The sequence below is a fragment of the Nonomuraea sp. B1E8 genome, assembly GCF_039871515.1.
GTDB lineage: Bacteria > Actinomycetota > Actinomycetes > Streptosporangiales > Streptosporangiaceae > Nonomuraea.
In genome coordinates this window covers 228,665-253,304 of record NZ_JBDPLS010000006.1, presented here as the reverse complement: position 1 = coordinate 253,304, position 24,640 = coordinate 228,665, and the positions used below count along the sequence as shown (strand labels likewise).

The 24,640-nt window shown below is 71.6% G+C and carries 17 protein-coding genes; 8 read left to right on the top strand and 9 right to left on the bottom strand.

Annotated features, from left to right (window positions below):
• Positions 1–64 precede the first annotated feature (64 nt).
• From ABGA98_RS21825 to aceB, 5 genes are read right to left on the bottom strand one after another with little or no spacing between them, the layout of a single operon-like run.
• Positions 65–817, bottom strand: a complete 753-nt coding sequence (locus ABGA98_RS21825) for an IclR family transcriptional regulator (RefSeq protein ID WP_347620209.1) — start codon at positions 815–817, stop codon at positions 65–67.
• Complete coding sequence (locus ABGA98_RS21820) at positions 814–2,016, bottom strand: heterodisulfide reductase-related iron-sulfur binding cluster (protein ID WP_347620208.1); 1,203 nt, start codon at positions 2,014–2,016, stop codon at positions 814–816. The genes ABGA98_RS21825 and ABGA98_RS21820 overlap by 4 nt, the downstream gene beginning before the upstream one ends.
• Before the next feature lies 1 nt (position 2,017).
• Positions 2,018–3,205 carry an FAD-binding oxidoreductase gene (locus tag ABGA98_RS21815; protein WP_347620207.1) on the bottom strand — a complete coding sequence of 396 codons (1,188 nt, stop codon included), beginning with the start codon at positions 3,203–3,205 and terminating at the stop codon, positions 2,018–2,020.
• A complete protein-coding gene (locus ABGA98_RS21810; protein WP_347620206.1) occupies positions 3,205–4,641 on the bottom strand; it encodes an FAD-linked oxidase C-terminal domain-containing protein in 1,437 nt (478 codons plus the stop codon). The genes ABGA98_RS21815 and ABGA98_RS21810 overlap by 1 nt, the downstream gene beginning before the upstream one ends.
• Positions 4,642–4,677: 36 nt before the next feature.
• On the bottom strand, positions 4,678–6,255 hold the full coding sequence (gene aceB, locus ABGA98_RS21805; protein WP_347620205.1) for a malate synthase A: 1,578 nt from the start codon (positions 6,253–6,255) through the stop codon (positions 4,678–4,680).
• A 164-nt stretch (positions 6,256–6,419) separates the two neighbouring features.
• On the opposite strand from aceB, the gene ABGA98_RS21800 reads away from it, so the two are divergent.
• The 8 genes from ABGA98_RS21800 to ABGA98_RS21765 all read left to right on the top strand — a co-directional run bounded on the left by ABGA98_RS21800 (position 6,420) and on the right by ABGA98_RS21765 (position 17,247).
• Complete coding sequence (locus ABGA98_RS21800) at positions 6,420–7,112, top strand: DUF4097 family beta strand repeat-containing protein (RefSeq protein ID WP_347620204.1); 693 nt, start codon at positions 6,420–6,422, stop codon at positions 7,110–7,112.
• Between the two features lie 84 nt (positions 7,113–7,196).
• Positions 7,197–8,609, top strand: a complete 1,413-nt coding sequence (gene hflX, locus ABGA98_RS21795) for a GTPase HflX (RefSeq protein WP_347620459.1) — start codon at positions 7,197–7,199, stop codon at positions 8,607–8,609.
• 485 nt (positions 8,610–9,094) lie between these two features.
• Positions 9,095–10,303 carry an imidazolonepropionase gene (gene hutI, locus ABGA98_RS21790; RefSeq protein ID WP_347620203.1) on the top strand — a complete coding sequence of 403 codons (1,209 nt, stop codon included), beginning with the start codon at positions 9,095–9,097 and terminating at the stop codon, positions 10,301–10,303.
• A gap of 13 nt (positions 10,304–10,316) precedes the next feature.
• Complete coding sequence (locus tag ABGA98_RS21785; RefSeq protein WP_347620202.1) at positions 10,317–11,138, top strand: DegV family protein; 822 nt, start codon at positions 10,317–10,319, stop codon at positions 11,136–11,138.
• A 42-nt stretch (positions 11,139–11,180) separates the two neighbouring features.
• The gene (locus ABGA98_RS21780) at positions 11,181–12,569 is read left to right on the top strand and encodes a helix-hairpin-helix domain-containing protein (RefSeq protein WP_347620201.1); all 1,389 of its coding nucleotides are present in this window, start codon (positions 11,181–11,183) and stop codon (positions 12,567–12,569) included.
• A gap of 1 nt (position 12,570) precedes the next feature.
• Positions 12,571–15,171, top strand: coding sequence for a ComEC/Rec2 family competence protein (locus ABGA98_RS21775; RefSeq protein WP_347620200.1), 2,601 nt, complete (start codon positions 12,571–12,573; stop codon positions 15,169–15,171).
• 62 nt (positions 15,172–15,233) lie between these two features.
• Positions 15,234–16,205 carry a DNA polymerase III subunit delta gene (gene holA / locus ABGA98_RS21770; RefSeq protein WP_347620199.1) on the top strand — a complete coding sequence of 324 codons (972 nt, stop codon included), beginning with the start codon at positions 15,234–15,236 and terminating at the stop codon, positions 16,203–16,205.
• A 34-nt stretch (positions 16,206–16,239) separates the two neighbouring features.
• Complete coding sequence (locus ABGA98_RS21765; protein WP_347620198.1) at positions 16,240–17,247, top strand: hypothetical protein; 1,008 nt, start codon at positions 16,240–16,242, stop codon at positions 17,245–17,247.
• A gap of 90 nt (positions 17,248–17,337) precedes the next feature.
• On the opposite strand, the gene ABGA98_RS21760 is transcribed toward ABGA98_RS21765, so the two are convergent.
• From ABGA98_RS21760 to ABGA98_RS21745, 4 genes are read right to left on the bottom strand one after another with little or no spacing between them, the layout of a single operon-like run.
• Entirely contained in the window at positions 17,338–18,030 is a 693-nt protein-coding gene (locus ABGA98_RS21760; protein ID WP_347620197.1) for an ABC transporter ATP-binding protein, read from the bottom strand.
• Positions 18,023–18,949 (bottom strand): ABC transporter ATP-binding protein, encoded by a 927-nt coding sequence (locus ABGA98_RS21755; RefSeq protein ID WP_347620196.1) that lies wholly within the window; start codon positions 18,947–18,949, stop codon positions 18,023–18,025. Before ABGA98_RS21755 ends, ABGA98_RS21760 begins: the two co-directional genes overlap by 8 nt.
• Positions 18,946–21,540, bottom strand: a complete 2,595-nt coding sequence (locus ABGA98_RS21750; protein ID WP_347620195.1) for an FtsX-like permease family protein — start codon at positions 21,538–21,540, stop codon at positions 18,946–18,948. The genes ABGA98_RS21755 and ABGA98_RS21750 overlap by 4 nt, the downstream gene beginning before the upstream one ends.
• A complete protein-coding gene (locus tag ABGA98_RS21745) occupies positions 21,537–24,593 on the bottom strand; it encodes an ABC transporter permease (RefSeq protein WP_347620194.1) in 3,057 nt (1,018 codons plus the stop codon). The genes ABGA98_RS21750 and ABGA98_RS21745 overlap by 4 nt, the downstream gene beginning before the upstream one ends.
• Positions 24,594–24,640 lie beyond the last annotated feature (47 nt).

Genomic DNA, 24,640 nt, shown 5'->3' with positions numbered 1-24,640 from the left:
TGGCCGGTGAGGGGGATTCGCCGCGTTCCCGCACGTCAGGAGGCCCGGCAAGGTAATTGACTACTCAACTGCCGCCGGCCACCGGGCTGAGCTCGTTCCCGAAGTCGAGCGCGATCTTACGCATGCCCTCCGCCAGCTCGTCGCGGTCGAGCCCGTCGATGCGTTCCGCGGGGCCCGACACCGACATCGCGGCCACCACCCGGTCGCCGTCCCAGACGGGCACGGCCAGGCAGTGCACGCCCAGCTCCTCCTCGCCCAGGTCCATGGCGTAGCCGCACGACCTGACCCGTTGGAGCTCGGCGAGCATGGCGGTCAGCTCAGTGATCGTGTTGGGGGTGCGCCGCGGCATGCCGGTGCGCTCGAACACGGCGACCGCCTCGGAGGCCGGCCGCCCGGCCAGCAGCACCTTGCCCACCGCCGTGCTGTGCGGCAGCACCCGCCTGCCGACCTCGGCGAACATCCGCAACCTGCGCGGCGAGGGCGCCTGGGCCACGTAGACGATGAAGTCGCCTTCGAGCACGGCGAGGTTGGCGGTCTCGCCGGACAGCTCGACCATCTTGCCGAGGTACGGCTGCGCCCACACCCCGACCATGCTCTCCGCGATGCCGCCCAGACGCACGAGCCCGCCGCCGAGGGCGTACCGGCGGTCGGACTCCTGACGTACGTAGCCGCGCGCGAGCAGCGTCTGCAGCAGCCGGTGGATGGTCCCGTACGGCAGGCCCGTCCTGGCGGCGATCTCCGACAGGCCCGCCTCGCCCCCATGCTCGGCCAGCGCCTCCAGCACGTCGAGCGCCCGCTCGACCGACTGGACGCTCATAGGCGCACACCGCGGAGCGAGGCGTCGAGCACCTCGGCCGTGTGCGCCACCCTGATCTCCTCGCCGGCACGCCGCATGGCGGCGGCGATCTGCATGGTGCAGCCGGGGTTGGCGGAGACCAGCAGGCCGGCGCCGGTCGTGCCGACCGCACGGGCCTTCCTGTCGCCGAGGTCGCGGGCGGCCTGCGGCTGCAGGATGTTGTACGTGCCCGCGGACCCGCAGCAGACGGCCGACTCGGGGATCTCGCGCAGCTCCAGGTCGGGAATGCCGCGCAGCAGCTCGCGCGGCTGGTCGCGGATGCCCTGGGCGTGGGCCAGGTGGCAGGCGTCGTGGTAGGCGACGGTGAGCGGCAGCGGGTGCCGCTTGGCCACGGGGCCCAGCTCGGCGAGATATTCGGACAGGTCGGCGACCTTGAACCGGGGCTCGCGGCCGAGCAGCTCGGCATATTCCTTCATGGAGGAACCGCATCCGGCCGCGTTCACCACGACGGTGTCGACGCCCGCCTTCTCGAACGTCCTGACCGTGCGGCGGGCGAGCCTCCTGGCCTGCTCGGCGCGCCCGGAGTGCACGCTGAGCGCGCCGCAGCAGCCCTGGCCCCGCGGGATGACCACGTCGCAGCCCTCCAGCGCGAGCACCCGCGCGGTGGCCGCGTTGACCTGGGGGAAGAACTCTCCCTGTACGCACCCGGTGAGCATGCCGACCACGGCCCTGCGCTCTCCCCTGGCCCTGACGACGCGCGGCATGCGCTGGCGGTGCTCGACCCGCGGCGCCAGCCCGGCCATGGAGCCGAGGCCGGGGTGCACCCGGGCCAGGAACGGCGCCATGCGCCCGGCCAGCCACATCGTCGGCCGCAGCAGCCGCAGCCTGCGCGGGTAGGGGAAGAGGCTGAACACGATCTCGCGTACGGCCCGGTCCTCCGGCTCGCGTACGTGCTCCCGCTCGACCACGGCCCTGGTCTGCTCGATCAGCCGGTCGTACCGGACTCCGGAGGGGCACGCCGTGACGCACGCCATGCACCCCAGGCAGGCGTCGAAGTGCCCGGCCATCTCCGGGGTGATGGGCGTGCCCTCGACGTGCTGCTTCATCAGGTGGATCCGGCCGCGCGGCGAGTCCATCTCCTCGCCCCACAACGCGTACGTCGGGCACGTCGGCAGGCAGAACCCGCAGTGCACGCAGTCGTTGATCAGCTCAGGATCCACGTCAGATCCCTCCCACGAACCGGCCGGGGGACATCCTGCGCCCGGGATCGAACCGTTCCTTCACCCGCCGCATCAACGGCAACGTGCTCACCTGCCCCCACCTGTCGACCCCTTCGTACGGCGAGGCGGGAACGGTCAGCCGCCCGCCCAGCGCCTCGATCCGCGCCCTCAGCCGGTCGACGGTGGCCGTCAGCTCCTCCTCGGAGACGTCGCCCCAGAGCTCCAGGTAGGCCTGTCCCGTGACCGGCGAGCCGCGGAACGAGAACCCGGTCTCGCCTGCCGCGGCCAGCGTCTCGACCGTGCGCGCGGGCGGGAAGCGCACCTCCAGCAGCACGTCGTCGGTGAGGATCAGCCCCCACCAGTCCGGCGGCTCGGCCGTGATCGTGCCGTCGCCGAGCACGTCGCGCAGGGCCGCCGCCCGCTGGCCGGCGGCCGACCCCTCCACCAGCACCGCGATCGTCGCGTACCGGCCGTCAAGGCAGTCGATGTCCACAGCGGAGGGCTCGGCCTGGGAGGCGGCCAGGCGCCGCAGCGTCTCGCCGGCGAGGTCGGCGACCTTCGTGCCGGTCACGATCCAGCGCCGCTCCGCGGGCAGCGGGTGCAGGCGGAAGGTCGCCTCGGCGATGACGCCGAGCGTGCCGCGGGAACCGGTGAAGAGCTTGCCGAGGTCGTAGCCGGCGACGTTCTTGACCACTTTGCCGCCCGACTTCGCGACGGTGCCGTCGGGCAGCACGACGGTGATGCCGATGAGCAGGTCGCGGGCGGTGCCGTAGCGGAAGGCGCGCGGGCCCGCGGTCGCGGTGGCGAGCGTGCCGCCGACCGTCGTGTGCTCCGCGAACGGCGGGTCGAGCGCCAGCTCCTGCCCCTTGTCCGCGAGCGTGGCGGCCAGGGCGTCCATGGTGACGCCTGCTTGTGCCCGCACCACGAGGTCGCCCGCCGCGTGCTCGATGATCTCGTTCATGCAGCACATGTCGAGCAGCACGTCGCACCGCTCGGGCGGGTGTCCCCAGTGCAGCTTGGTGCCGCCGCCCGCGGGCACCACCGCGAGGTCCTGCTCCGCGCAGGCCCGCAGCACCGCCGAGATCTCCTCCACCGTCTCGGGAAGGGCCACCCAGCGCGGGACCACGCCGCTCACGGCGTCCTTCTCGCCGGCCCGCCTGACCGTCACGCCGGTCGCCGCCAGGGTCATCAGAACTGCTCCGCCTTCCCCGACTCGACCAGCGGGTGCACGCCCTTGCGCACGCCCGGCACCTCGCCGCACAGCCGCGGCGTGGGGAACACCTTGCCCGGGTTGGCCAGGCCCCGCGGGTCGAACGCGCACCGGACGAGCTGCATGGTGTCCAGGTCGTCCTCGCTGAACATCCTCGGCATATAACGTGATTTGTCGACCCCGACCCCGTGCTCGCCCGTGATCGAGCCGCCGTGCTCGATGCACAGGTCGAGGATCGCGCCGGAGACCACCTCGGCCCGCTCGCCCGCGCCAGGCTCCGCGTCGTCGAACAACACCAGCGGGTGCAGGTTGCCGTCGCCCGCGTGGAAGACGTTGGCCACCTTGATCCGGTGCTCGGCCGAGAGCCGGTCGATGGCGGCCAGCACGCCGGGCAGCGACGTGCGCGGCACCACGCCGTCCTGGACGATGTAGGCCGGGCTGATGCGCCCCACGGCCGCGAACGCCGACTTGCGGCCCTTCCAGATCGCCGCCCGCTCGGCGGGATCGGCCGCCACGCGCAGCTCGAACGCGCCCGAGCAGATCTCTTGGAGCTGGGCGAACTGCCGCTCCACCTCCGCGGCGGGCCCGTCGAGCTCCACGATGAGCACGGCGCCCGCGCCCTCGGGATAGGCGCAGGCCACCGCCGCCTCGGCCGCCTCGATGGCCAGCGCGTCCATCATCTCGATCGCGGCCGGCACGATGCCCGCCCCGATGATCGCTGAGACGGCCTCGCCGCCCTGCTCGATGCTCTCGAACGCGGCCAGCACCGTGGTCACCGACTCGGGCGCGCGGCAGAGGCGTACCGTGATCTTGGTGGCGATGCCGAGCGTGCCCTCCGAGCCGACGAACGCCCCCAGCAGGTCATAACCGGGGTCCATGCGGTCGAGCGTCACCAGGTCGCCGTCGGGGGTGACGATCTCGCAGGCCTCGACGTGGTTGACCGTGAAGCCGTACTTCAGGCAGTGGGCTCCGCCGGAGTTCTCCGCGACGTTGCCGCCGATCGAGCAGATCTGCTGGCTGGAGGGGTCGGGGGCGTAATAGTAGCCCTGGTCGCGCACGGCCTCGGTGATGGCCAGGTTGGTGACGCCCGGCTCGACCACCGCCCTGCGGTTGGCGAGGTCGACCTCCAGGATCGCGCGCATCTTCGAGGTGACGATGAGCACGCCGTCCTCGCGGGGGAGCGCGCCCCCCGACAGGCCGGTGCCCGAGCCCCTGGCCACGAAGGGCACGCCGAAGTCGTTGCACAGGCGTACCACGCGGGCGACCTGCTCGGCCGTGCCGGGCAGCACGACCACGCCGGGGGTCGCCCGGTGGTAGGTCAGGCCGTCGCACTCGTACGTGCGCAGGCGTACGGGATCGGTGATCACCGAGTCGCGGGGCAGCAGCGACCGCAGCGCCGCTATCAGCGTTTCCATCACCGATCCCCCTTTTCCTGTGGATATCTGCCTTTTCTATGGCATTTGAGCATAAGCCGGAAGAGTCAGGAACTCCGCGAAGTCGTCGTCCAGCGCGACCTCCTTGAACAGCACGGTGGCCTGGGCGTACAGCCCTTCGTCGTAGCCCGGCTCCTGCGCGATCTTCGCCAGTTCCTCCGCGATGATCTGCTCGACCAGCTCCTTCGTCACCCGCGCGCCCGTGTCGGCGAGCTCGATGTCGTTGTGGATCCACTGCCAGATCTGCGAACGTGAGATCTCGGCCGTGGCGGCGTCCTCCATGAGGTTGTGGATCGCCGCCGCGCCCTGACCGCCCATCCAGGCGGCGAGGTAGCGCAGCCCCACGTCCACGTTGTTGCGCAGCCCCGCCTCCGTGATCTCGCCCGGCGTCTCCGAGACCGCCAGCAGGTCGGCGGCGGACACGCTGACGTCCTCGCGCAGCCGGTCGAGCTGGTTGGGCCGCGAACCCAGCACGCCGTCGAACACCTCGCGGCAGACCGGCACCAGGTCGGGGTGCGCCACCCACGACCCGTCGAACCCGTCGCCGGACTCGCGCGTCTTGTCGGCCCGCACCTTCTCCAGCGCCACCGCGTTCACCTCGGGATCACGCCGCGAGGGGATGAACGCCGCCATCCCGCCGACGGCGTGCGCGCCGCGCTTGTGGCAGGTGCGCACCAGCAACTCGGTGTACGCGCGCATGAACGGCGCGGTCATCGTCACCGCGTTCCGCTCGGGCAGCAGGAACTCCCTGCCCCTGGTGCGGAACTTCTTGATCACGCTGAACAGGTAGTCCCAGCGGCCGGCGTTGAGCCCCGCGGAGTGGTCGCGCAGCTCGTAGAGGATCTCCTCCATCTCGAACGCCGCCGGATAGGTCTCGATGAGCACGGTCGCCCTGATCGTGCCGTGCGGGATGCCGAGCAGCTCCTGCGCCCGCGTGAACACGTCGTTCCAGAGCCGCGCCTCCAGATGCGACTCGATCTTGGGCAGGTAGAAGTACGGGCCCTTGCCCTTGTCGAGCTGCCGCTGGGCGCAGTGGAAGAAGTAGAGGCCGAAGTCGAACAGCGCCGCCGCGACCGGACGCCCGTCGACCCGGGCGTGCTTCTCGTCCAGGTGCCATCCGCGCGGCCGCACCACGACCGTGGCCAGCTCGTCGTCGGGACGCAGCGCGTACGTCTTGCCGCCGGACTCGAAGTCGATCGTGCGGTCGAGCGCGTCGCGCAGGTTGATGTGGCCGCTCACGCAGTTTTCCCAGAGCGGCGAGTTGGCGTCCTCGAAGTCGGCCAGCCAGATCTTCGCGCCGGAGTTGAGCGCGTTGATGGTCATCTTCTTGTCGACGGGGCCGGTGATCTCGACGCGGCGGTCCTCGAGGCCGGGCGCCGGGGCGGCGACCTGCCAGTCGCCCTCCCTGATCTCCTTCGTCTCCGGCAGGAAGTCGAGCATGGCGCCGGCCGACAACTCAGCCTGCCGTGTCCGGCGGGCCTCCAGCAGCTCCAGCCGCCTGGCGTCGAACTCGCGCTGGAGAGTCGCCACGAACGCCTGCGCCTCCGGCGTGAGGATCTCGTCGAACCGGTCGAGCATCGGGCCGGTGATCTCCATGGGACCTCTTTCCGCAGTTTTTCGCGATGTGGAAAATGACTTCTGGATTATGGAATCGACGCTACCCTTATGGTTCTTTCCCGGTCAAAGACGGGGTTCCCCCGGGGGATCGTCCGGGGCATCCCCGATGTGGGCGGGCGCCGCGCCGCGAAAGGATGCGAGGCATGAGAACGATGGCGATCGCGGGCGGGCTGCTGGCCTCCGCATTGGCGCTGACCGGGTGCGGGCTCGCGAAGATCGGCGGCCCCACCGAGCAGGAAACGGCGTCGTACCAGGTGACGGAGAAGGTCACGACGCTGCGGCTCGAGAGCGGCGCGGGCGACACCGTGATCACTGAGACCGGCGGCGCCGCCGTCCGGGTCACCGAGACGCTCCGCTGGAGCGGCGACGACAAGCCCACCGCCGAGCACAAGGTCGAGGGAGAGGCGCTGTTCGTCACCTACGACTGCCCGTCGAACTTCGGCAGCTGCAGCGTCGACTACAAGGTCGAGGTTCCCAAGGGGCTGGCCGTCGACCTCGAGGCGGGCTCGGGCAACATCACGCTCAGGGACCTGACCGGGGTGATCGACGTGAAGGTCGGCTCCGGCGACGTCGAGGCCGCCGGGCTCGGCGGCAAGAAGGTGTACGCCGAGGCGGGGTCGGGGAACATCGAGCTCAAATACCGCAGCGCCCCGGACGACGCGCGGCTCAAGACCGGCTCTGGCGACACGAGGCTCGTCGTGCCCGCGGGCACGTACGCGGTGACGACCGACATCGGATCCGGCGACGAGAACGTCAAGGTCGACAACGACGGCTCCTCGCCGCACAAGATCTCGGTGTCGGCGGGTTCGGGCAACGTCGATGTGGAGCCGGGATAACCAGGTGATTGCGCCAGGGATGTCATGCCACCATCGTGGGAAGACACCGTGGTGTCCAGACGTTTCCTCATAGAGATGACACGAATGCACGAATACTCCACGCTCGACGCGTACGAAACCGGCGACATGGACCTCGAGGAGCGCCAGGCACTGCGCCGTGTGGCGGGCCTGTCCACCGAGTTGCAGGACGTCTCCGAGGTCGAATACCGGAAACTGCGGCTCGAGCGGGTCGTCCTGGTCGGTGTCTGGACCTCCGGCACCGTCGAGGACGCGGAAAACTCGCTGCTGGAGCTCAAGCTGCTGGCCGAGACGGCCGGGTCCGAGGTGCTCGACGGCCTGATCCAGCGCCGCCAGAAGCCCGACCCGGCGACCTACATCGGCTCGGGCAAGGCTCTTGAGCTGCGGGACGTGGTCGAGTCGACCGCCGCCGACACCGTGATCTGCGACGGTGAGCTGACCCCTGGCCAGCTCCGCCAGCTCGAGGAGACGGTCAAGGTCAAGGTGATCGACCGCACCGCGCTGATCCTCGACATCTTCGCCCAGCACGCCAAGAGCCGTGAGGGCAAGGCCCAGGTCGAGCTGGCGCAGCTCCAGTACCTGCTGCCCCGCCTGCGCGGCTGGGGTGGCAACCTGTCCCGTCAGGTCGGCGGTCGCGCCGCGGGCGGCGTCGGCATCGGCGGCCGCGGCCCGGGTGAGACCAAGATCGAGCTCGACCGCCGGCGCATCCGCGAGCGGATGGCCAAGCTGCGCCGCCAGATCGGGAGCATGTCCACCTCGCGTGACACCATGCGCTACCAGCGGCAGCGGCGCGAGGTCCCGGCCGTGGCGATCGCCGGCTACACCAACGCCGGCAAGTCCTCGCTGCTCAACCGCGTCACCGGTGCGGGCGTGCTGGTGGAGGACGCGTTGTTCGCGACCCTCGACCCGACCGTGCGCAGGGCGCGCACTCCCGAGGGCCGGCTGTTCACGATCGCCGACACCGTCGGCTTCGTCCGGCACCTGCCGCACCAGCTCGTCGAGGCGTTCCGTTCCACGCTGGAAGAGGTGGCCGACGCCGACCTGATCCTGCACGTCGTCGACGGCTCCCACCCCGACCCCGAGGGTCAGCTGGCGGCCGTGCGAGAGGTGCTCGCCGACATCGAGGGCGCCTCCGGCATCCGCGAGATCGTCGTGATCAACAAGGCCGACCTGGCCGACCAGGAAGTGGTCGACCGGATCCTGCGGCGCGAGCGCGACAGCATCGTGGTGTCGGCCCGCACGGGCACGGGCATCCCCGAGCTCAGGGCGCTCATCGACCGGGAGTTGCCACGGCTCGACCACGAGGTCAACCTGCTGGTGCCGTACGAAAGGGGCGACCTGATCTCGCGCGCTCACAAGGAGGGCGAGGTGCTCTCCGTCGAGCACGTCGAGGACGGCACGATCCTCCACGCCCGCGTGTTGCCGAGCCTGTCGCAGGAGCTCGAACGGGTGGGCAAGCCGGTCGAGCGCGTCTCCTAGAGCCACGGGCGGCCGGCGTGCGCCGGTATATCGCGGAGCGGTTGGGCAGCTCTCGCCGTAAAGCGTGCAGAGCTGCCCAAAAGCGGCAGTGGTCCCCGCACCCTGGGGTTGCTACCATTGGCCAGGCCTAACGTTGGTCTGCATTTTGGGTTCGGGTTCTAGGTTTCGGATGATGACCAGTGGTGTGGATGTCGTCAACGGGGGCCATGGGGACGAGGCAGGGCTGGGTGACGGATGGGATCAGTGGTCTTTCTTCCGAATAAGCCTGTACACCAGCCCAGCCTGTGAAATAACGTAACTGAACTGAAATCGCCGGATCATGTCTCCGGCGATACGGTCACCGCACAGCATGACGCGGACTAGATCAGGAGACCCCCCATGTCGTCCGGACCCGGAGCGGACTCAGTGGGCGCGGCGCAGGCCGTGCGCTGGGCGCTGGGGCCATGCCGGGAAACGGGCAGAAGCTCTCCCGGGGCGGTGATGCGGTGACCGTTCGGCTGCTGACCAACATCGGCCGTCTCTGGACCGGCAACGAAGTCCTGAGCAACGCCGCCATCCTCGTGCACAACGACCGCATCGCGTGGGTCGGGCGTGCGCCCGACCTGCCGCAGACGGTGCCCGGAGTCGTCGACGACATCGTCGACGTCGACCACGTCGAAAACCTGGGTGGCGCTCTCGTCACGCCCGGGCTCATCGACGCCCACACCCACCCGGTCTACGCCGGCAACCGCTACGCCGAGCTGGCCATCCGCACCGGCGGCTCCACGTCCGCGTCGATCACCGCGGCCGGCGGCGGCGTGGGCTCCACCGTCACCGTGACCCGCGGCACCGACCCCTGGACGCTCTGCAACGGCGTGCGCGAGCGGCTGCGCGACTGGCTGCTCAGCGGCACCACCACCGTCGAGGCCAAGACCGGCTACCACCTCACCCGCGACGGCGAGCTGGCCGACGTGCGGCTCCTGCGCGAGCTGGAGAAGGAGCCGATGATGCCGCGGGTGCACGTCACCTTCCTCGCGGCGCACGTGGTCCCGCCGGAATACTTCGGCCGGCAGCGCGAATACGTCGAGGCCGTCGGCTCCTGGTGCGCCGACGCCGCCGCCGCGGGCGCCGACAGCGTCGACGTCTACTGCGACGACGGCCACTTCACCACCGAGGAGTCCCGCTGGGTCCTCGCGTCCGGCCGCAACGTCGGCCTGCTGCCGCGCATCCACGCCGGCCAGTACAGCCGCCGCGGCGCCGTCCAGCTGGCCGCCGAGCTCGGCTGCGCCTCCGCCGACGGGCTGCACCACATGTCCGACGAGGACATCGCCATCATGTCCCGCTACGGCGTGCCCGCCGTCGTCTGCCCCGCCACCGCCCTGCAGCGGGGCCACCTCCCGCCGGTCCGCCAGATGATCAAGCACGGCGTGCAGATCGCGCTCGGCAGCGACCACAACCCCGGCTACTGCGGCATCACCTCGATGGCCCTGGTCATCGCCATGGCGGTGTCGGCGTTCGGCATGAGCGTCAACGACGCGCTCCGCGCGGCCACCCTCGGCGGCGCCACCGTTCTGGGCGCCCCCGACCGCGGCGTGCTGGCCCCGGGCCGGCTGGCCGACATCGTGCAGTGGGACGCCGACCACGAGGGCGCCTTCGCCTGGTCCTTCGGCCTCCAGCCGCGCCGGGTGTGGCGGGGTGGCACCCCTGTCCAGTGACTGACCCCGGGACATGCCGCCCACGGTCGCCGTCGTCACCGACTCCACCGCCTACCTGCCGCCTGTGCCGCTGGTCACGGTCGTACCCGTGCAGGTGATCGCCAAGGGCGTGCCTCATGACGAGGGCTCCTTCACCGGCGACCTCGCCTCCGCGACCACCTCCCGGCCCGCACCCGCCACGTTCGCCTCCTGCTACGCCTCCCTGGCCGCCGCGGGCGCCACGGGCATCGTGTCGGTCCACCTCTCGGCCGCGATGTCCGGCACCGCCGATTCCGCCCTGGCGGCCGCCTCCGACGCCTCGGTGCCGGTGGAGGTGGTCGACAGCCGCTCGATCGCGATGGGTCTCGGCTACCCGGTCCTCGCGGCGGCCCGCGCCGCCGCCGGCGGGGCCTCCCTGGAGGAGGTGGCCTCGGCCGCCCGCAGCCGCGTGGCGGTCACCCGCACGTTCTTCTACGTCGACACCCTCGACTACCTGCGCCGTAGCGGCCGCATCGGCACCGCGGCCTCCCTCTTCGGCTCGGCCCTGATGATCAAGCCGCTGCTCCACATCGTGGACGGCCGGATCTCTCTCCTCGAGAAGGTCCGCACCTCGTCGCGCGCCATCGCCCGGCTCGAAGACCTGGCCGTGCAGGCGGCGGGCGCGGGGCCGGTGGAGGTGGCGGTGCAGCATCTGCAGGCCCAGGAACGCGCCCGGGCGCTGGCCGAGCGGCTGTCCAGACGGATGCCCTCGCTGGCGGAGCTGCGGGTGGTCGAGGTGGGGGCGGTGATCGGCGCCCACGTGGGGCCCGGCATGCTCGGCCTGACCGTCACCGCTCTCCAGCGCGCCGACCACTGACGTCCGCCGCCGGCGGACGACACACCGGTGGGCGTGCGAGGGATGGCCCGGCTCTGTGCGGCTCACATCCGATCCGGTGGTGAACGGGTCGGGCCGAGCCCGTCGCGCTCGTACGGGCTCGGCCATGCACCCTCGATCTCGCGGCCCCAGCATTGTCCACACCCCTTTCGCGTCAGCCGATGTTGTCCACAGAACGTGGCTCGGTCTCCTGGCACAGGCGCCCGCAGCCCTACTTTCACCTGCGTGCGAACCCCCGATCCGACGGCCGAACGAGTCATCGCCGAGTCCCGGCTGCGCTCGATCACCACCCCGCCCCGCCGCCCCCGCCGGCCCGCGAGGGTGGCACGTAAACCCGCCGACGGTCGAAGAATGCCTTACGCCACCGGCTCCCACGACAGCCCCCGCGCCCTCTCCCCTCAGGCACCGCGGTCCGTCGACGGGAATCGTGCGGTCGTTGACCGTTCTTCCGGAGGGCCGCGCGATGGTGTCCGTGAGCCCGTTGACGGGTTCCTCGGCGAGCCGCAGAGCCCTGAAACTCATGAGGCCCCCGGTGGATTCTTCAGGGCGTCCGGCGGGTCGCGGATCGTGGAGAGCGCCAGTGAGGCCTGTGAGCCTGCTGAGGCCTTCGACCTGGCTCCTGAGCCTCCTGAGCCACCGTGGTCCTTCGCCTCTGCCTACGACCCTCCACAGCTTCGGCTATCACCTCGCTCGCAGCCCGCACGGCCCGCACGGCCCGGAGGACAGCCCGCGCAGCCCACAGAGACCGCGCAGACCGCACGGCAGCGCGGTCCCGCCCCGGTTCCGCCGACCTTCCAGGCGTTCCGTGCTGCCCTGGCGTCCCAGGGCCCCGCCCTCGATCCCGGCAAGCCCGGTCTGCGTGTCCTCGTGGCCGTGGGCGCCCTGGCCATGGCCGTCGCGGCGTTCTTGGTCTGGCGATCCCAGCCCTCGCCGGCGCCGCTGCCACCACCCACCCCCGTGTCGTCGCCGACCCCGTCCACGACCCCCACCGCACCCAAGGTGACGGTCCACGTGGCAGGCAAGATCCGTAAGCCTGGCGTCTACCTGCTCCCCGCGGGTGCCAGAGTCACGGACGCGGTGACCGCGGCCGGGGGAGTGTCACGAGGAGCGTCCTTGGACTCTCTCAACCTCGCCAGACGCCTGGTCGACGGAGAGCAGATCGTCGTGGGCGCACCTCCCGGCACGGTGGCCCAGGGCTCGCCGAACACGGGCCCTGCCGGGGGCGTCATCGACCTCAACACCGCCACACCGGAGCAGCTCGAAGAACTGCCGGGCGTGGGCGAGGTGCTGGCGGCACGCATCGCCGAGTTCCGCACCACCCACGGCGGTTTCACCTCCGTCGACCAGCTCCGCGAGGTCAGCGGCATAGGGCCGCGCAAGTTCGACGAGATCAAGCCGAAGGTGCGCGTCTGACATGACCGGCCACCCGCCACCGCCCGTCACAGGCAAGAGCCACGCCTGGCCCCTGCTGCTCCCCGCGATCGCCGCCTGGGCCTGTGCGCTGATCCTGCTCGGCTGCTCCGCACGCATCGGCACGGCCGTCGCCCTGGCCGCGGCCCTCGGCGTCGTCGCCGTGGCCTGGCACACCCGCTCACTCCCCGGACGACGGGACGGACGCTCCACCAGCTGGCCGGCCGCGTGGCGCGGGGTCATCCTGGCCACCCTCGTCTGCGCGGCCGCGGCATCCGGATCGGTCGCCTTCAGGGTTCACGCCGTGACCACCGGTCCGGTGGCCGAGCTCGCAGCCGCGAACGCCTTCGTCACCGCCCAGATCGCGCTGACGGACGACCCGAGACGCAGATCCAGCCAGAGCATTCCGTTCGCCCCGGACAGCTACGTGACGCCGGCCACCCTGACGATCGTCCGGACGGCTGAGGGCCGGCAGGCCGTCAACGTCCCCGTCACCGTCTTCTCCAGCGGGGCAGCCTGGGCCCGTCTCCTCCCCAGCCAGCGTCTCGAAGTCACCGGCCGGCTCGCCATGCCGACCGCAGGCGACCTGGTGGCGGCCGTCCTCCTGGTACGCGGCCCGCCGCGGGTCCTGACGCCGCCGTCGAAGCTCCAGACAGCGGCGGGCGCCCTCAGGTCGGGCCTTCGGTCTGCCGCCGACGTGCTCCCTCCCGACCAGCGCGGCCTCCTTCCGGGCCTGGTCGTCGGCGACGTCTCGCGTATGGACCCGCAGGTGACGGCCGACTTCAAGGAAGCGGGCCTGAGCCATCTCAACGCGGTGAGCGGGGCCAACCTGGCCATCGTCGCGGGCGCGATGCTGGCTCTCTCCCGTCTGTTCGGCTTCCCGCTGCCCGTACGCGCCGTTCTGGCCGCGCTCTCCATGCTCGCGTTCGCCGTGGTGGCCCGTCCGTCCCCGAGCGTCCTGCGTGCGCTGCTCATGGGCCTGGTAGCCGCCGTCGCGCTGGGCACCGGCAGGGCACGAGACGGTTTCGCAGCCCTTTCGGCGACGGTTCTCCTGCTGGTGCTCTTCGTCCCCGACCTCGCCAGGTCTTACGGCTTCGCCCTCTCGGTGGCCGCCACCGCCGGGATCCTCCTCCTCGCCCCCCGCTGGCGCGACAGGCTGTCGGCGGCCCAGCAGGACGAAGGTGACGCGCCACCATCGGGCCCGAGCGCGCAGCCACGACCGCACAGCGCGCCCTCGCCGGCGCTCAGCGGTGGCCCGAGGAGCGAACGCGGTGACCCGGCGGGGCCTGACCAGGGCGGAGGGCTGGTTCCCGACACGGGCAGCGGCTCGGGAGCGCCTGGCAGGCGGCGGGCTGGGCCCCGGTCACGGGTGCGGTTGCCGCGCTGGCTTGCCGAGGCCATCGCCGTGCCGGCGGCGGCGCAGGTGGCGGTGACACCGGTTCTGGTGTTGATGTCGGGACAGCTCACCCCCGTCGCTCTCATCGCCAACCTCCTCGTGGCTCCGGCGGTGGCTCCCGCGACCCTGCTGGGTTTCGGGGCTGCTCTGGTGGCCCCGGTGTGGCTTGACGGTGCCCGGTTCCTGGTGGTCCCGGCCGGTTACGCGGTCGGATGGATCATCACGGTCGCCCGATGGTCGGTGGGGCTGCCGTACGCCACCGTGCCGTGGCCGGGCGGCCTTCCCGGGCTGGGGTTGCTCGCGCTCGCGGTGGCGGCCGGGATACTGATCCTGCGGCGGCGCGCCTGGCGGGCGGTCGCGCTGACGGCGGCCGGCGCCGCTCTGGTGGCGGTGCTGGTGATCCGGCCGATCGCGACGCCCTGGCCGCCGAAGGGCTGGCTCATGGTGATGTGCGACGTGGGCCAGGGCGACGGGATCGTCGTCGCGGCAGGGCCAGGACGAGGGGTCGTGGTGGACGCCGGGCCCGACCCGGTCGCGATGGACCGGTGCCTGCGCGGCCTCGGCGTCGACGACGTTCCGCTGCTCGTCCTCACCCATCCGCATGCCGACCACGTGGGCGGCCTGCCCGGAGTGCTCCGGGACCGGCGCGTCGGCGCGGTGGTCGTCAGCCCGCAGCGGGCCATGGCGCGCGCTTCCGCACGCGTCTCGGGCACGCTGGAGGGGCGCCGGATACCGGAATGGACGGTCTCGCCGGGGACTCGCTGGACGTTCGGCCCGTCAGAGGTGACGGTGCTCGCCCCCGACCCGGCCTCCGGAGAGGTGACCGGCCAGGGCGAGGGCAGCGCGATCAACAACTCCAGCGTGGTGCTCCACGTACGCTGGCGACCGGGCTCGGTGCTGCTCAGCGGCGATCTGGAGACCGAGGCCCAGGAAGAGGTGTTACGCCGCTCCGCCGTCCGGGCCGACATCCTGAAGATCCCGCACCATGGATCCAACAGGCAGTCACCCGCCTTCCTGGAAGCCGTGGGTGCTCGAGCGGCGCTGATCAGCGTGGGGACGGACAACGACTACGGCCATCCGGCGCCGTCCACGCTCGCCCTGCTGCGCAGGCTCGGCGCCGCCGTCTACCGGACAGACCACTCAGGGGATCTCGCCGTGGTGGAGAGGGAAGACGGCATGGCCGTGGTCTCGCGCGGCCCGGCACCCTGACTCCGGGCACCGGCCTGTCCGGCGAATACCTGGTTGTCCTTGGCGTCTGGCATGCTTCCCCCATGGCGGGAACCGATCCAGCGCTCGTGACCCTGGTTGTCGGCGATGAGGAGTTGCTGGCCGAGAGGGCGGTGACGGGGGTCGTCGCGGCGGCACGGGCCGCCGATCCCGAGTCCGAGGTGCATGACCTCCTGGGCGGCAAGGTGTCGGTCGGCGAGCTGACGCAGTTGACCTCCCCGTCGTTGTTCGGCGGCCGGTCTGTCATCGTGATCAGGTCGGCGCAGGATCTGCCGAAAGACGTCATCGCCGAGGTCGTGGCCTATGCCAGGCAGCCCTCCGACGACACCGTGATGGTGCTGGCGCATCCGGGAGGGGTCAAAGGCAAGGCGTTGGTCGACGGGGTGAAGAAGGCCAGGGCCCACGTGATCACCGTCAACAAGGTGACCAAGGCGGGGGAGCGGCTGGAGTTCATCAAGGGGGAGTTCAAGCGTGCGGGGCGGAGCATTTCCGGCGACGCCGCCACAGCGCTGCTCGATGCCGTGGGAAATGATCTGCGGGAGCTGGCGGCCGCCTGCAGCCAGCTGGTGTTCGACACCGAGGGCAAGACGATCAACGCGTCCGCCGTGGCGCGCTACCACAAGGGCCGGGCCGAGGTCACCGGCTTCAACGTGGCCGACTCCGCGATCGAAGGGCGGCTGGCCGAGGCACTGGAACAACTGCGGTGGGCGCTCGGCACCGGCGTCGCCCCCGTGCTGCTGGTCAGCGCGTTGGCAGGTGGGCTGCGGTCGCTGGCCAAGGTCGCGAGCGCGCCGCGCAGCCTGCGGGGTGGTCAGCTGGCGAGTCATGTCGGCATGCCGCCGTGGAAGGCCGACCGGGTGAAGCGGCAGCTGAACGGGTGGGGGCCCGACGGACTGTCGAAAGCCATCCAGGCGGTGGCCGCGGCGGACGAGCAGGTCAAGGGCGGTGGCGCCGATCCGGCTTACGCCCTCGAACACACAGTGCAGATGATCGTGGCCAACCGCACCGGACGATGAACATACCGTGCGTCGGTCACTAGTCTCTGGTGCCGTGACCGACTCGACACCGCCGCCATGGGTTGACGACCTCTTCCCGTTCCCCACTCCGCCTGCGCTCCGCACGCTGATCGACATGGCCTGGCAGGCCGCGTACGAGTTCTACCGGGAGAACGACAGCTACGACGATACCCTGCTGATATCTCACTACGGCTTCATGTTCGACCTGGCCACGATTCCCCGTCCGCCCGAGGGCTGCAACGCCGATCCGGACTTCACCAGCCATGACCGGCAGCTGTCGGTCCCGCACTTCGCCACTCCGGAGTTCGTGCCCTTCGGCTCTCTCGGAGACGGCGGCGACGTCGGCTGGCTCGTACCCGCGCCAGAACTCGGACGCCGGGACCATCCGGTCGCACTGGCCAACGGTCATGACCATGGCGTGACCCTGATCGGCGCGGACACCCGTGCCGGTCTGGAGTTCATGCTGTCATGGGCGATTCGACGGTGGCGCGAGAACCCCGTCCCCGAGCCCCCGGCCTGGCGCGACCCGGACGTGTGGCTCGCCCAGAACCGGAGGCGCATCGACGCGCGCTCCAAGGAGCGGAACCTCGCTGACCGGCTGGCCGCCGAGCTCGGTGTGCACCCGGACCCGGACCGAACTTTCCCCGGTTCGTGGTGGAAGGGCTCGACCGTCTGGGCGGACACCGAGTTCGACATCGTGTTCGATGTTCCTGAGGGGTGGCGGCACGAGACCGGAGCGGACGGCATCGGCGTGCTCGCCCCAGCCGACGCGTACGCCGATCGGAAGCCGGTGGCCGCCGACCGCCCACTGCTTGAACCGGAGCTCATCGCCGCCGCATGCCGGCTCGATGCCGGATATCCGGCGACCGCGTTGCTCGGCCTGAAGGACACTTTCGTCAACGGACCAAGTTGCTACTTCGCCGACCTGAAGCCGTTGTGGGCGCGAGCGTACCGAGATCTCGGCCGACCTGCATACGCCGACCGCCTCGAACTGATGGCGCCGAGTTACCAGCGTTCGTGCTCCTGCCCTGCCCCGCACTGAAAGTGGAGGTGGCGCGGACGGGTGTGTGATCATGGTCGCCGCACCATCGGCGGGGTGTGCGGAGGGCGTCGGTGATGGCGACGGTCTACGTCAGGTGAGTGCCTCCTCGCGGACCACGCCGTCACTGATCTCCAGCACCCGGTCCGCCAGCGTCATGAGGCTCGGGTCGTGGGTGGCGACCAGGGCGGTGACTCCTTCGCTCCGTACTAGTGCCCGCAGCAGCTCCATGATCTGCCGTCCCGTCTGCGAGTCGAGTTGCCCGGTCGGCTCGTCGGCCACCAGCAGGCGCGGCCGGTTGGCCAGCGAGCGGGCGATCGCCACCCGCTGCCGCTGCCCTCCGGACAGTTCGTATGGCCGCTGGTTGACGTGCTGTTCCAGCCCGACGAGCGCCAGCAACATCCGGATCCGCTCCTCGCGTTCCTTCACCGGCATGCGCACCAGCCGCATCGGCACCCCGACGTTCTCGGCCGCCGACAGTACGGGGATCAGTCCGAACGACTGGAAGACGAACCCCACCACGTCTCTGCGCAGGGCGAGGAGTTCGTCGTCGGACATGGCGGTGACCTCGTGCCCGTCCACGACCACCCGTCCGGCGTCCGGTTTGTCAAGGCCGCCGATCTGGTTGAGCAGCGTCGTCTTGCCCGAGCCCGAGCGCCCGCGGATCGCGACGAGCTCTCCGGGGAACACCGAGAACGACACGTCCCGCAGCGCCTCGACCTCCTTGGGCCCGCTCCGGTAGACCCTGCGCACCCCTTCCACCACGACCAAGGGCGACTCACTCACCTGACGGCTCCTCTCGCGCGGGCCACACGCCGATGTGGTCGGATTCGAGCTCGAGACGTACCCGGCGTTCCATCTCGAGGGCGTTCATGAAGTCGCGCGGGAGTTGCAGGCGCCCCACCCGGTCGAGTACGGCGTATTCCTCGGCGATGATCTGCCCCTCGGCGTCCTCGCGCCGCAGCGTCTCGCTGCTGGTGCGGCCGTCGCGGATGCCCACCGTCCGGTCGACCTGCTCGGACACGAGCGGGTCGTGGGTGACGACCACGACGGTCACGCCCAGCTCCCGGTTCGCCTTGCGCAGCGCGTCGAACACCAGCTCCGACGTCTCGCTGTCCAGCTCGCCCGTCGGCTCGTCGGCGAGGATGAGCTGGGGGGAGTTGGCGAGGGCGACGGCGATGGCCACCCGCTGCTGCTCGCCGCCCGACATTTCGGGAGTTCTGCGGTTGGCGCAGTAGCCGACGCCGAGCAGTTCCAGCAGCTCGCCCGCCCGCGCCCACCGTCCCCCGCGCCCGCCGGCCAGCTTCATCGGCAGCTCGACGTTCTCCTTGGCGGTGAGGTACGGGAGCAGGTTGCGGGCCGTCTGCTGCCAGATGAAGCCGACCACGGAACGCCGGTAGCGCAGCCGGGCGCGGGCGTTCATCGACAGCAGGTCCATGCCCGCCACCCTGGCCACCCCGGCCGTCGGGACGTCGAGCCCGGACAGCACGTTGAGCAGCGTCGACTTGCCCGAGCCCGACGCGCCCACGATGGCCACCAGCTCGCCCTTGTCGATCACCAGGTCGAGGCCCTGCAGCGCGACGACCTCGACGCCTTCGGTCTTGTAGATGCGCACGAGGTTGTCGCACACGATGTGCGCGTCGCCGCCGAACGCGGCGTTCTGCCGCGTGGCCTTCGCTTCCAGCTCGGACAGGGTCGGGTTCACGTGAGGTCTCCCACTCGAAGGACGGCGCCGAATCTGCGGCGGCGGCTGACGGCGGTGTGGGCGTAGGCGCCGAACACGGCGACGGCGGCCAGCCCGGCCGCCAGCGCGCTCGGCAGGAACAGGTCGAGAGAGTAGTCGCCGACGGGCAGGTCGCCGGCGTAGGAGGACAGGTCGACGCCGGGCCCGAGCGCGGCGGGCAGGCCGAGGCCCAGGCCGAGCCCGACCAGCGCGGTGACGAGGATCATGGGGAGGATCTCCAGCACGGTCAGCCGCTGCGCCTGACGTTCCGACAGGCCGAGGGTGCGCAGGAACGACACCGCCCTGGCCCGGTCTGCCGCCCCGACCACCAGCGCCAGCACGACGGCGACCAGCGCGTACGCGGCCAGCGCGACCGTCACGACGACCATGGTCCAGCGTACGGTGCTCGTCAGCGGGTCGTCCTGGATGGCCCGCAGCGTGCCTTCCTGCGACACCACGGTGGCCGACGGGACCAGCTGTTTCAGCTCGTCGACGGAGGCGTCCCCCTTGATCAGCAGGGTGTTCACCGCGGGCCGGGTCAGCACGTCGACGGGCACGACGAGGAACTTGCCCTTGGTGAAGAAGCCGGGCACCGACTCGATCACGCCGCGCGTGTCGAGCTTCACCCGTGACTGCCAGCCGATCTCGAACGTGCCCCGCCCCTGCAACTCGGGGGAGACGAGCGCGCCGCTGGGCAGGGCGGGCAGGTCGAACGGGGCATCGCCCATGAGCCGCCGCCACCGCGCCACGTCCACGGCGATGGCCTCGGCCCGCTCGGCGCCGTAGCCGACCTGCACGCGGGCGGTCTGCGCGGGCACCACCTGTTCCACGCCTGCGGCCCCGCGTACCCGCTCGATGGCCTCGGCCGGGATCTCGATGTCCGACGTCATCTTGATCGGCGCGCCTGCCTGCTGCCATGACGCCCGGGTCTGCGTGCCGGCGATCCCGTCGGAGACCACCGCGGCGAACACCGACACGCCCAGTGCGGGTAGCATGATCAGCACGGGCAGCACGCTGGCGGAGCGCGCCCTGGCCGCCCGGGTCAGCCCGAGGAACGGCACGGCCGCCCGGCCGCGCGCGGTCAGCCGTACGAGCAGGCGCAGCGGGTACGGGTAGCAGCGCAGGGTGATCAGCGCGGCCGCCAGCGTCAGCGCGATCGGCACCAGCAGCAGGAACGGGTCCTGCCCCGCGGAGTCGTCCAGCCCGCGCGCCCGCAGCAGGTAGGCCCCGGCCAGCGCCAGCACGACGACCAGCACCTCCAGCGTGATCCGCCTGGCCGAGGGCCGGGCGGCGGCGACGTCGTCGCGGCGTTCGTGGAGCGGCGTGCGATAGGTCAGGGCGAGCCGCGTGGCGGCGTAGCCGACGGTCACGAGGATGACGAGGACCGGCCCGGCGTGCACGATCGGCAGCACGGGGCCGGGCACGAGGTACGACAGCGCGTACCCGGCCAGGGCGGCAGGCGCCACGGCCAGCCCGGTCAGTGCCGCGCCCGTGCCCGCGACCTGGCGCAGCGACCCGCCGCGGGCGCGGGCCAGCGTGAGCGTGGGCTCCATCCGGTCGGCCAGCAGCTGCACGCCCAGCACGAGGACGCCGAGCGCGACGGCGAGGAGGCCGCCGAGCACGAGGTACATCACGGTCTCGGCGGTGGCCAGCCCGGCGCGGACGTCGCCGAGCAGCTTGGGCAGCCCGGTGATCAGGCGGTAGGGGCTGACGGTGCCGGTCGTCTGGATGCCGATCAGGCGGTCGAAGTCGGAGATCGCGGCGGTGAGGACGGGGACGTCAAGCGCGTTCGCCGCCGTGGCGTCGATGGGCAGGACCCAGTTGTAGGCCAGGTGGCGTCCTTCGCCGCTGAGCGCGGTCAGCCCGTCGTCGGACATCAGCGAGGTGATGTGCTTCTCGAAGTCGAGAGAGCCCGGCGGCTGGATCTTCGTGACGCGCAGGATGTCGGGGTTGTGGTCCCAGTAGCGGTCGCCGGGGTTCTTGGCCTCGAAGGCGCCGACGATCTTCACGGCGACGTAGTCGTTCTCACCGAGCGTTCTCGTGTCGCCCACCCGCAGGTCCATCTCCCGCAGGGCCTCCGTCACGACCCCGACCTCGAACACCGGGATCGTCTCGCCGTCGTACCGCGTGGTGCCGGGTTCGCCGGGGGGCCGCCCCTGGACCCAGGTCACGCGTCGGCCGGCGTCGGACAGCCAGCCGAGGTTGAAGTACTTGGTGCCGCTGGTCCCGGTGATCGGCGTGAGGGTGGTCTTGGCGCTCATGTGGCTGGAGCCGGTGCCCTCGGGCGTGATGAGCGGGCGCAGCCCTGGAGGCAGGAGTTCGCGCCATTCGCGGTCGCGGGCGGTGAACTGGTCGCGGTCGTGGAGATCGTCCTCACGCGAGTCCGACGTCACGGCCACGGTGAGGTCGGCCTGCTGGGCGGCCGCGGTGCTCAGCGAGCGCCGCAGCGCCTGGTCGAACGATGCCTGCATCCCCCTGGGCAGGCCCGCGATCAGCAGGCAGGCGCTGATCGTCAGCACGGAGAGCACGGCGACCGTGCCCAGGTGCACCCGCGCGAGCAGCGGGATCCTCACTGTTCCTCCCGGAGGACGAGCCCTTGCCTGCGCAGACTGCGTGCCAGGCCGGCCACGATGGCGAGCAACACCGCCGCGACCAGCAGCAACATCGCGAGGGTGGCGGCCCATGGGATGTCGAGCAGCACACCGGGCGTGACGGCCGAGGCCTGCCCGGTCAGCACGATGTGCGGCACGACCAGCGTGCCGACGACCACGGCCAGCCCGGTGCCCGCCGCCAGGGACAGGCCGATGACGAACGCCTGCTCGACCGCCAGCATCCCGAACACCTGCCGGGAGCTCACCCCGAGCGCCCGCAGGATCCCGAACTCGGCCATCCGCTCGCGCGCCGCGACCGCCGCGTTCACGAGGAAGCCGAGCGCCGCGAACACCAGCGCCGCGAGGAACCCGAGCATCAGCGCCCCCTGCAGCCCGCTGGCCAGCGGGTCGTCCTGGAGCTGGGCCGTCAGCGCGCGCTGGTCGAGCGGGGTGACGTCCCATTCCGGCCGGCTCTTGAGCACCCCCACCGCGGCCGCGGTGTCGTCGGCCGCGAGCCACCACTCGGTCGCGGGCCTGGGCAGCTGCGCCGCGGCCAGATCACTCGTCTGCAGCGTCTCCCAGTCGGCGAGCACCGCCGGCCGGCCCGCCGTGGTCGTCGGCATCGTCTGCACGACGGCCACCACCTTGATCTCCAGGACCCTGCGGTCGACGCTGGCCCGCCCGACCTGACCGACGCCCATCTTGAGCGAGGCGGCCAGGTCGGACGTGAGCACGACGGGCAGCGGAGCCTCCGTGCGCGTCCCGAAGGTGGCCACGGCGGGCCGGGTGTCGTCCTCCTCCATCGAGACCTGAGGCGTCGCGAGCTCGCGGCCGTCGACGCTCAGGCCGGTCAGCGTCAGGTTCGCGGTGCTCTCGTGAGGGCCGGCGACGAGACCGCGCAGAGCGACCGGGTAGGTGATCTTCCCGCTCTGCCCCGCCAGGGCCTTGAGGCTCACCTCCACGCGGTTGTCCCCGGGCTCCAGCACGCCGAGCGGCACGTCGCGCCAGACGCCGAGTCCGTCGGACAACACCAGCCGCAGCGGCAGGTCCGCCTCCACCTTCGCGCGGAGGGTGAGCGTCGTCGGCCGCCCGGGAAGTTCGAGCCCGTCCGCGCGCGTCCCCACCAGCTCGCGTGACATGTCCGAGATCGGCTTCGCGGACAGGTCGGGCCGCAGATGGAACACCTCGCCGAGCTTGCTCGCATCGAGTCCGATCAGCACCGCGCTCTCGCCGCCCACCTCGGTCTGCCCGCGGAAGCCGGGGGAGGCCGCCGTCACGCCCGGCAGCGCGGTGAACGCCGTCCCGCGCCCCAGCGACCCCAGTTCCGGCCCGTCCGCGGGACCCGACAGGCGCAGGTCGGCCCCCGCCTGGTGGCGTGCCTGGTCGAGCTGCGAGGTGCGCCAGGTGGACGCGGTGGCCAGGGAGACGATGCCGATCGCGATCGCCATGGTCAGCAGCAGCGCCGGGCCCGCGTACCTGAGCGGCCGCCTGGCCACCTGCCAGGCGCCGAGCGCGGGGGCGAGCGTGGGCCGCTCGGAGGTCAGCCGTTCGGCCAGCTTCGAGATGCGCGGCACCAGCCGCAACCCCAGCATGCCGCCCGTGAGCAGGGCCAGCGCGGGCCCCGAGATGATCAGCGGGTCGATGCCGAGGCCGCCGCCCGCCGTCGCGGTCACGGGCGCGCCGTAGTGCTGGAGCTGCCAGATCGCCAGCCCGGCCACGACCAGCAGCGCCACGTCGGCGCCCGCACGTTCGATCAGGCCGCGCCCGCCGCCGCGGCCGCGCGCCGACTGCTCCTCCACGTACGTGCGCCGTGCCCCCGCCAGCGCCGGCAACAGGAGCAGCACCGCCGAGGCCAGAGCCACGCCGAACGACACGAGGAACGTGCCCAGATCGGCAGTGGGAGACAGCCGCACGCCCGAGGACCTGATCCATGGCAGCGTGTTGACCAGGGCGAGCAGGGGCGGGCCGAGGAACGGCGCGGCGATCGCGCACGGCACCGCCACCAGCAGCGCCTCACCCCCGGCCAGGGTCCCCAGCCGCATCGTGCCCGCGCCGCGCGAGCGCAGCAGCGCCACCTCCATGCGCCGGTGGTCGGCGAGCAGCCGCGCGGTGAGCATCAGCGCGTACGCGGCCAGCAACAGCAGCTGCAGCACCGGGATCAGCATGGTGGAGCGTGCCACCAGGGACGCGGTGTCGAGCTGGGTGAGCATCTCGGGCAGGTGCCCGGTGACCGTGCAGCGGTCGCAGCCGTCCGCTTTCAGCCGCTCGCCCACCTGGCCGAGCGCGGCGGCCATCGGGCGCAGCTGCTCGGGCGTCAGCGCGCTCAGGTCGGGGACGGCGGTCCAGGTGGCGTTGACGTTGCTGGCGAAGCGGTCGATGAACGTCTCGCGCGCCACCATCAGCGGCCCGTACGTGGTGAAGTCGCCGCGGTCCACGCCCCTGGCCAGCAGCTGCTCGCCGGCCCAGCGCGCGCCGGAGGGGTCGTTGAGCTGGAAGACGCCGACGACGCGGACCTTGACCGGGCGGGGGTCGAGGCGGCCTCGCGTGGTGAACTCGTCGCCCGTCTCGTAGCCGGTGGCCGACGAGGCCGACAACGAGATCGCGGCCTGCACGCGGTCGCCGCCGTCGCGCGGCCAGGCGCCGGAGATGAGCCTGGCGTGCCGGTCGATCCCGTCGTGGCTGCCGAACCTGAGCAGCTCGGGCCGCTCCTCACCCTCCTGGCCGGGCATCACGTAGGAGTCGGAGCGGAAGCTGGTGGTGATGGCCGGGGGCCGGGTGTAGGCACGGTCGAGCTGGGCGCGTACGGACCGGTCGAAGGCGGGGAACGTCTCCGCGGTCACGGGCGCGCTGATGGTGGCGGCCGTCTGCTCGAACGACGCCGTCTCCATCGTCCTGCGGACGCCTGCCTCGGCGATGGAGGAGGCGTACATGGTCAGCGCGACCAGCGTGGTGGTGGCCAGCAGGATCGAACCGAACGCGGCCAGAAGGAGCAGCGGCTCGCTGAACGCCCGTTTGACGACCAACGGCCCCCGCATGTGCCCCCCTTTGCCTGATTAGCTGCACTGTCGGGTACCCGTGGGAC

Excerpts from the sequence above, each read along its gene's own strand:
- ABGA98_RS21825 (WP_347620209.1), bottom strand. The coding sequence starts at position 817 with ATGAGCGTCCAGTCGGTCGAGCGGGCGCTCGACGTGCTGGAGGCGCTG.
- ABGA98_RS21815 (WP_347620207.1), bottom strand. The coding sequence starts at position 3,205 with ATGACCCTGGCGGCGACCGGCGTGACGGTCAGGCGGGCCGGCGAGAAG.
- ABGA98_RS21810 (WP_347620206.1), bottom strand. The coding sequence starts at position 4,641 with ATGGAAACGCTGATAGCGGCGCTGCGGTCGCTGCTGCCCCGCGACTCG.
- aceB (WP_347620205.1), bottom strand. The coding sequence starts at position 6,255 with ATGGAGATCACCGGCCCGATGCTCGACCGGTTCGACGAGATCCTCACG.
- ABGA98_RS21800 (WP_347620204.1), top strand. The coding sequence starts at position 6,420 with ATGAGAACGATGGCGATCGCGGGCGGGCTGCTGGCCTCCGCATTGGCG.
- hflX (WP_347620459.1), top strand. The coding sequence starts at position 7,197 with ATGCACGAATACTCCACGCTCGACGCGTACGAAACCGGCGACATGGAC.
- ABGA98_RS21785 (WP_347620202.1), top strand. The coding sequence starts at position 10,317 with ATGCCGCCCACGGTCGCCGTCGTCACCGACTCCACCGCCTACCTGCCG.
- ABGA98_RS21780 (WP_347620201.1), top strand. The coding sequence starts at position 11,181 with ATGGCCCGGCTCTGTGCGGCTCACATCCGATCCGGTGGTGAACGGGTC.
- ABGA98_RS21775 (WP_347620200.1), top strand. The coding sequence starts at position 12,571 with ATGACCGGCCACCCGCCACCGCCCGTCACAGGCAAGAGCCACGCCTGG.
- holA (WP_347620199.1), top strand. The coding sequence starts at position 15,234 with ATGGCGGGAACCGATCCAGCGCTCGTGACCCTGGTTGTCGGCGATGAG.
- ABGA98_RS21745 (WP_347620194.1), bottom strand. The coding sequence starts at position 24,593 with ATGCGGGGGCCGTTGGTCGTCAAACGGGCGTTCAGCGAGCCGCTGCTC.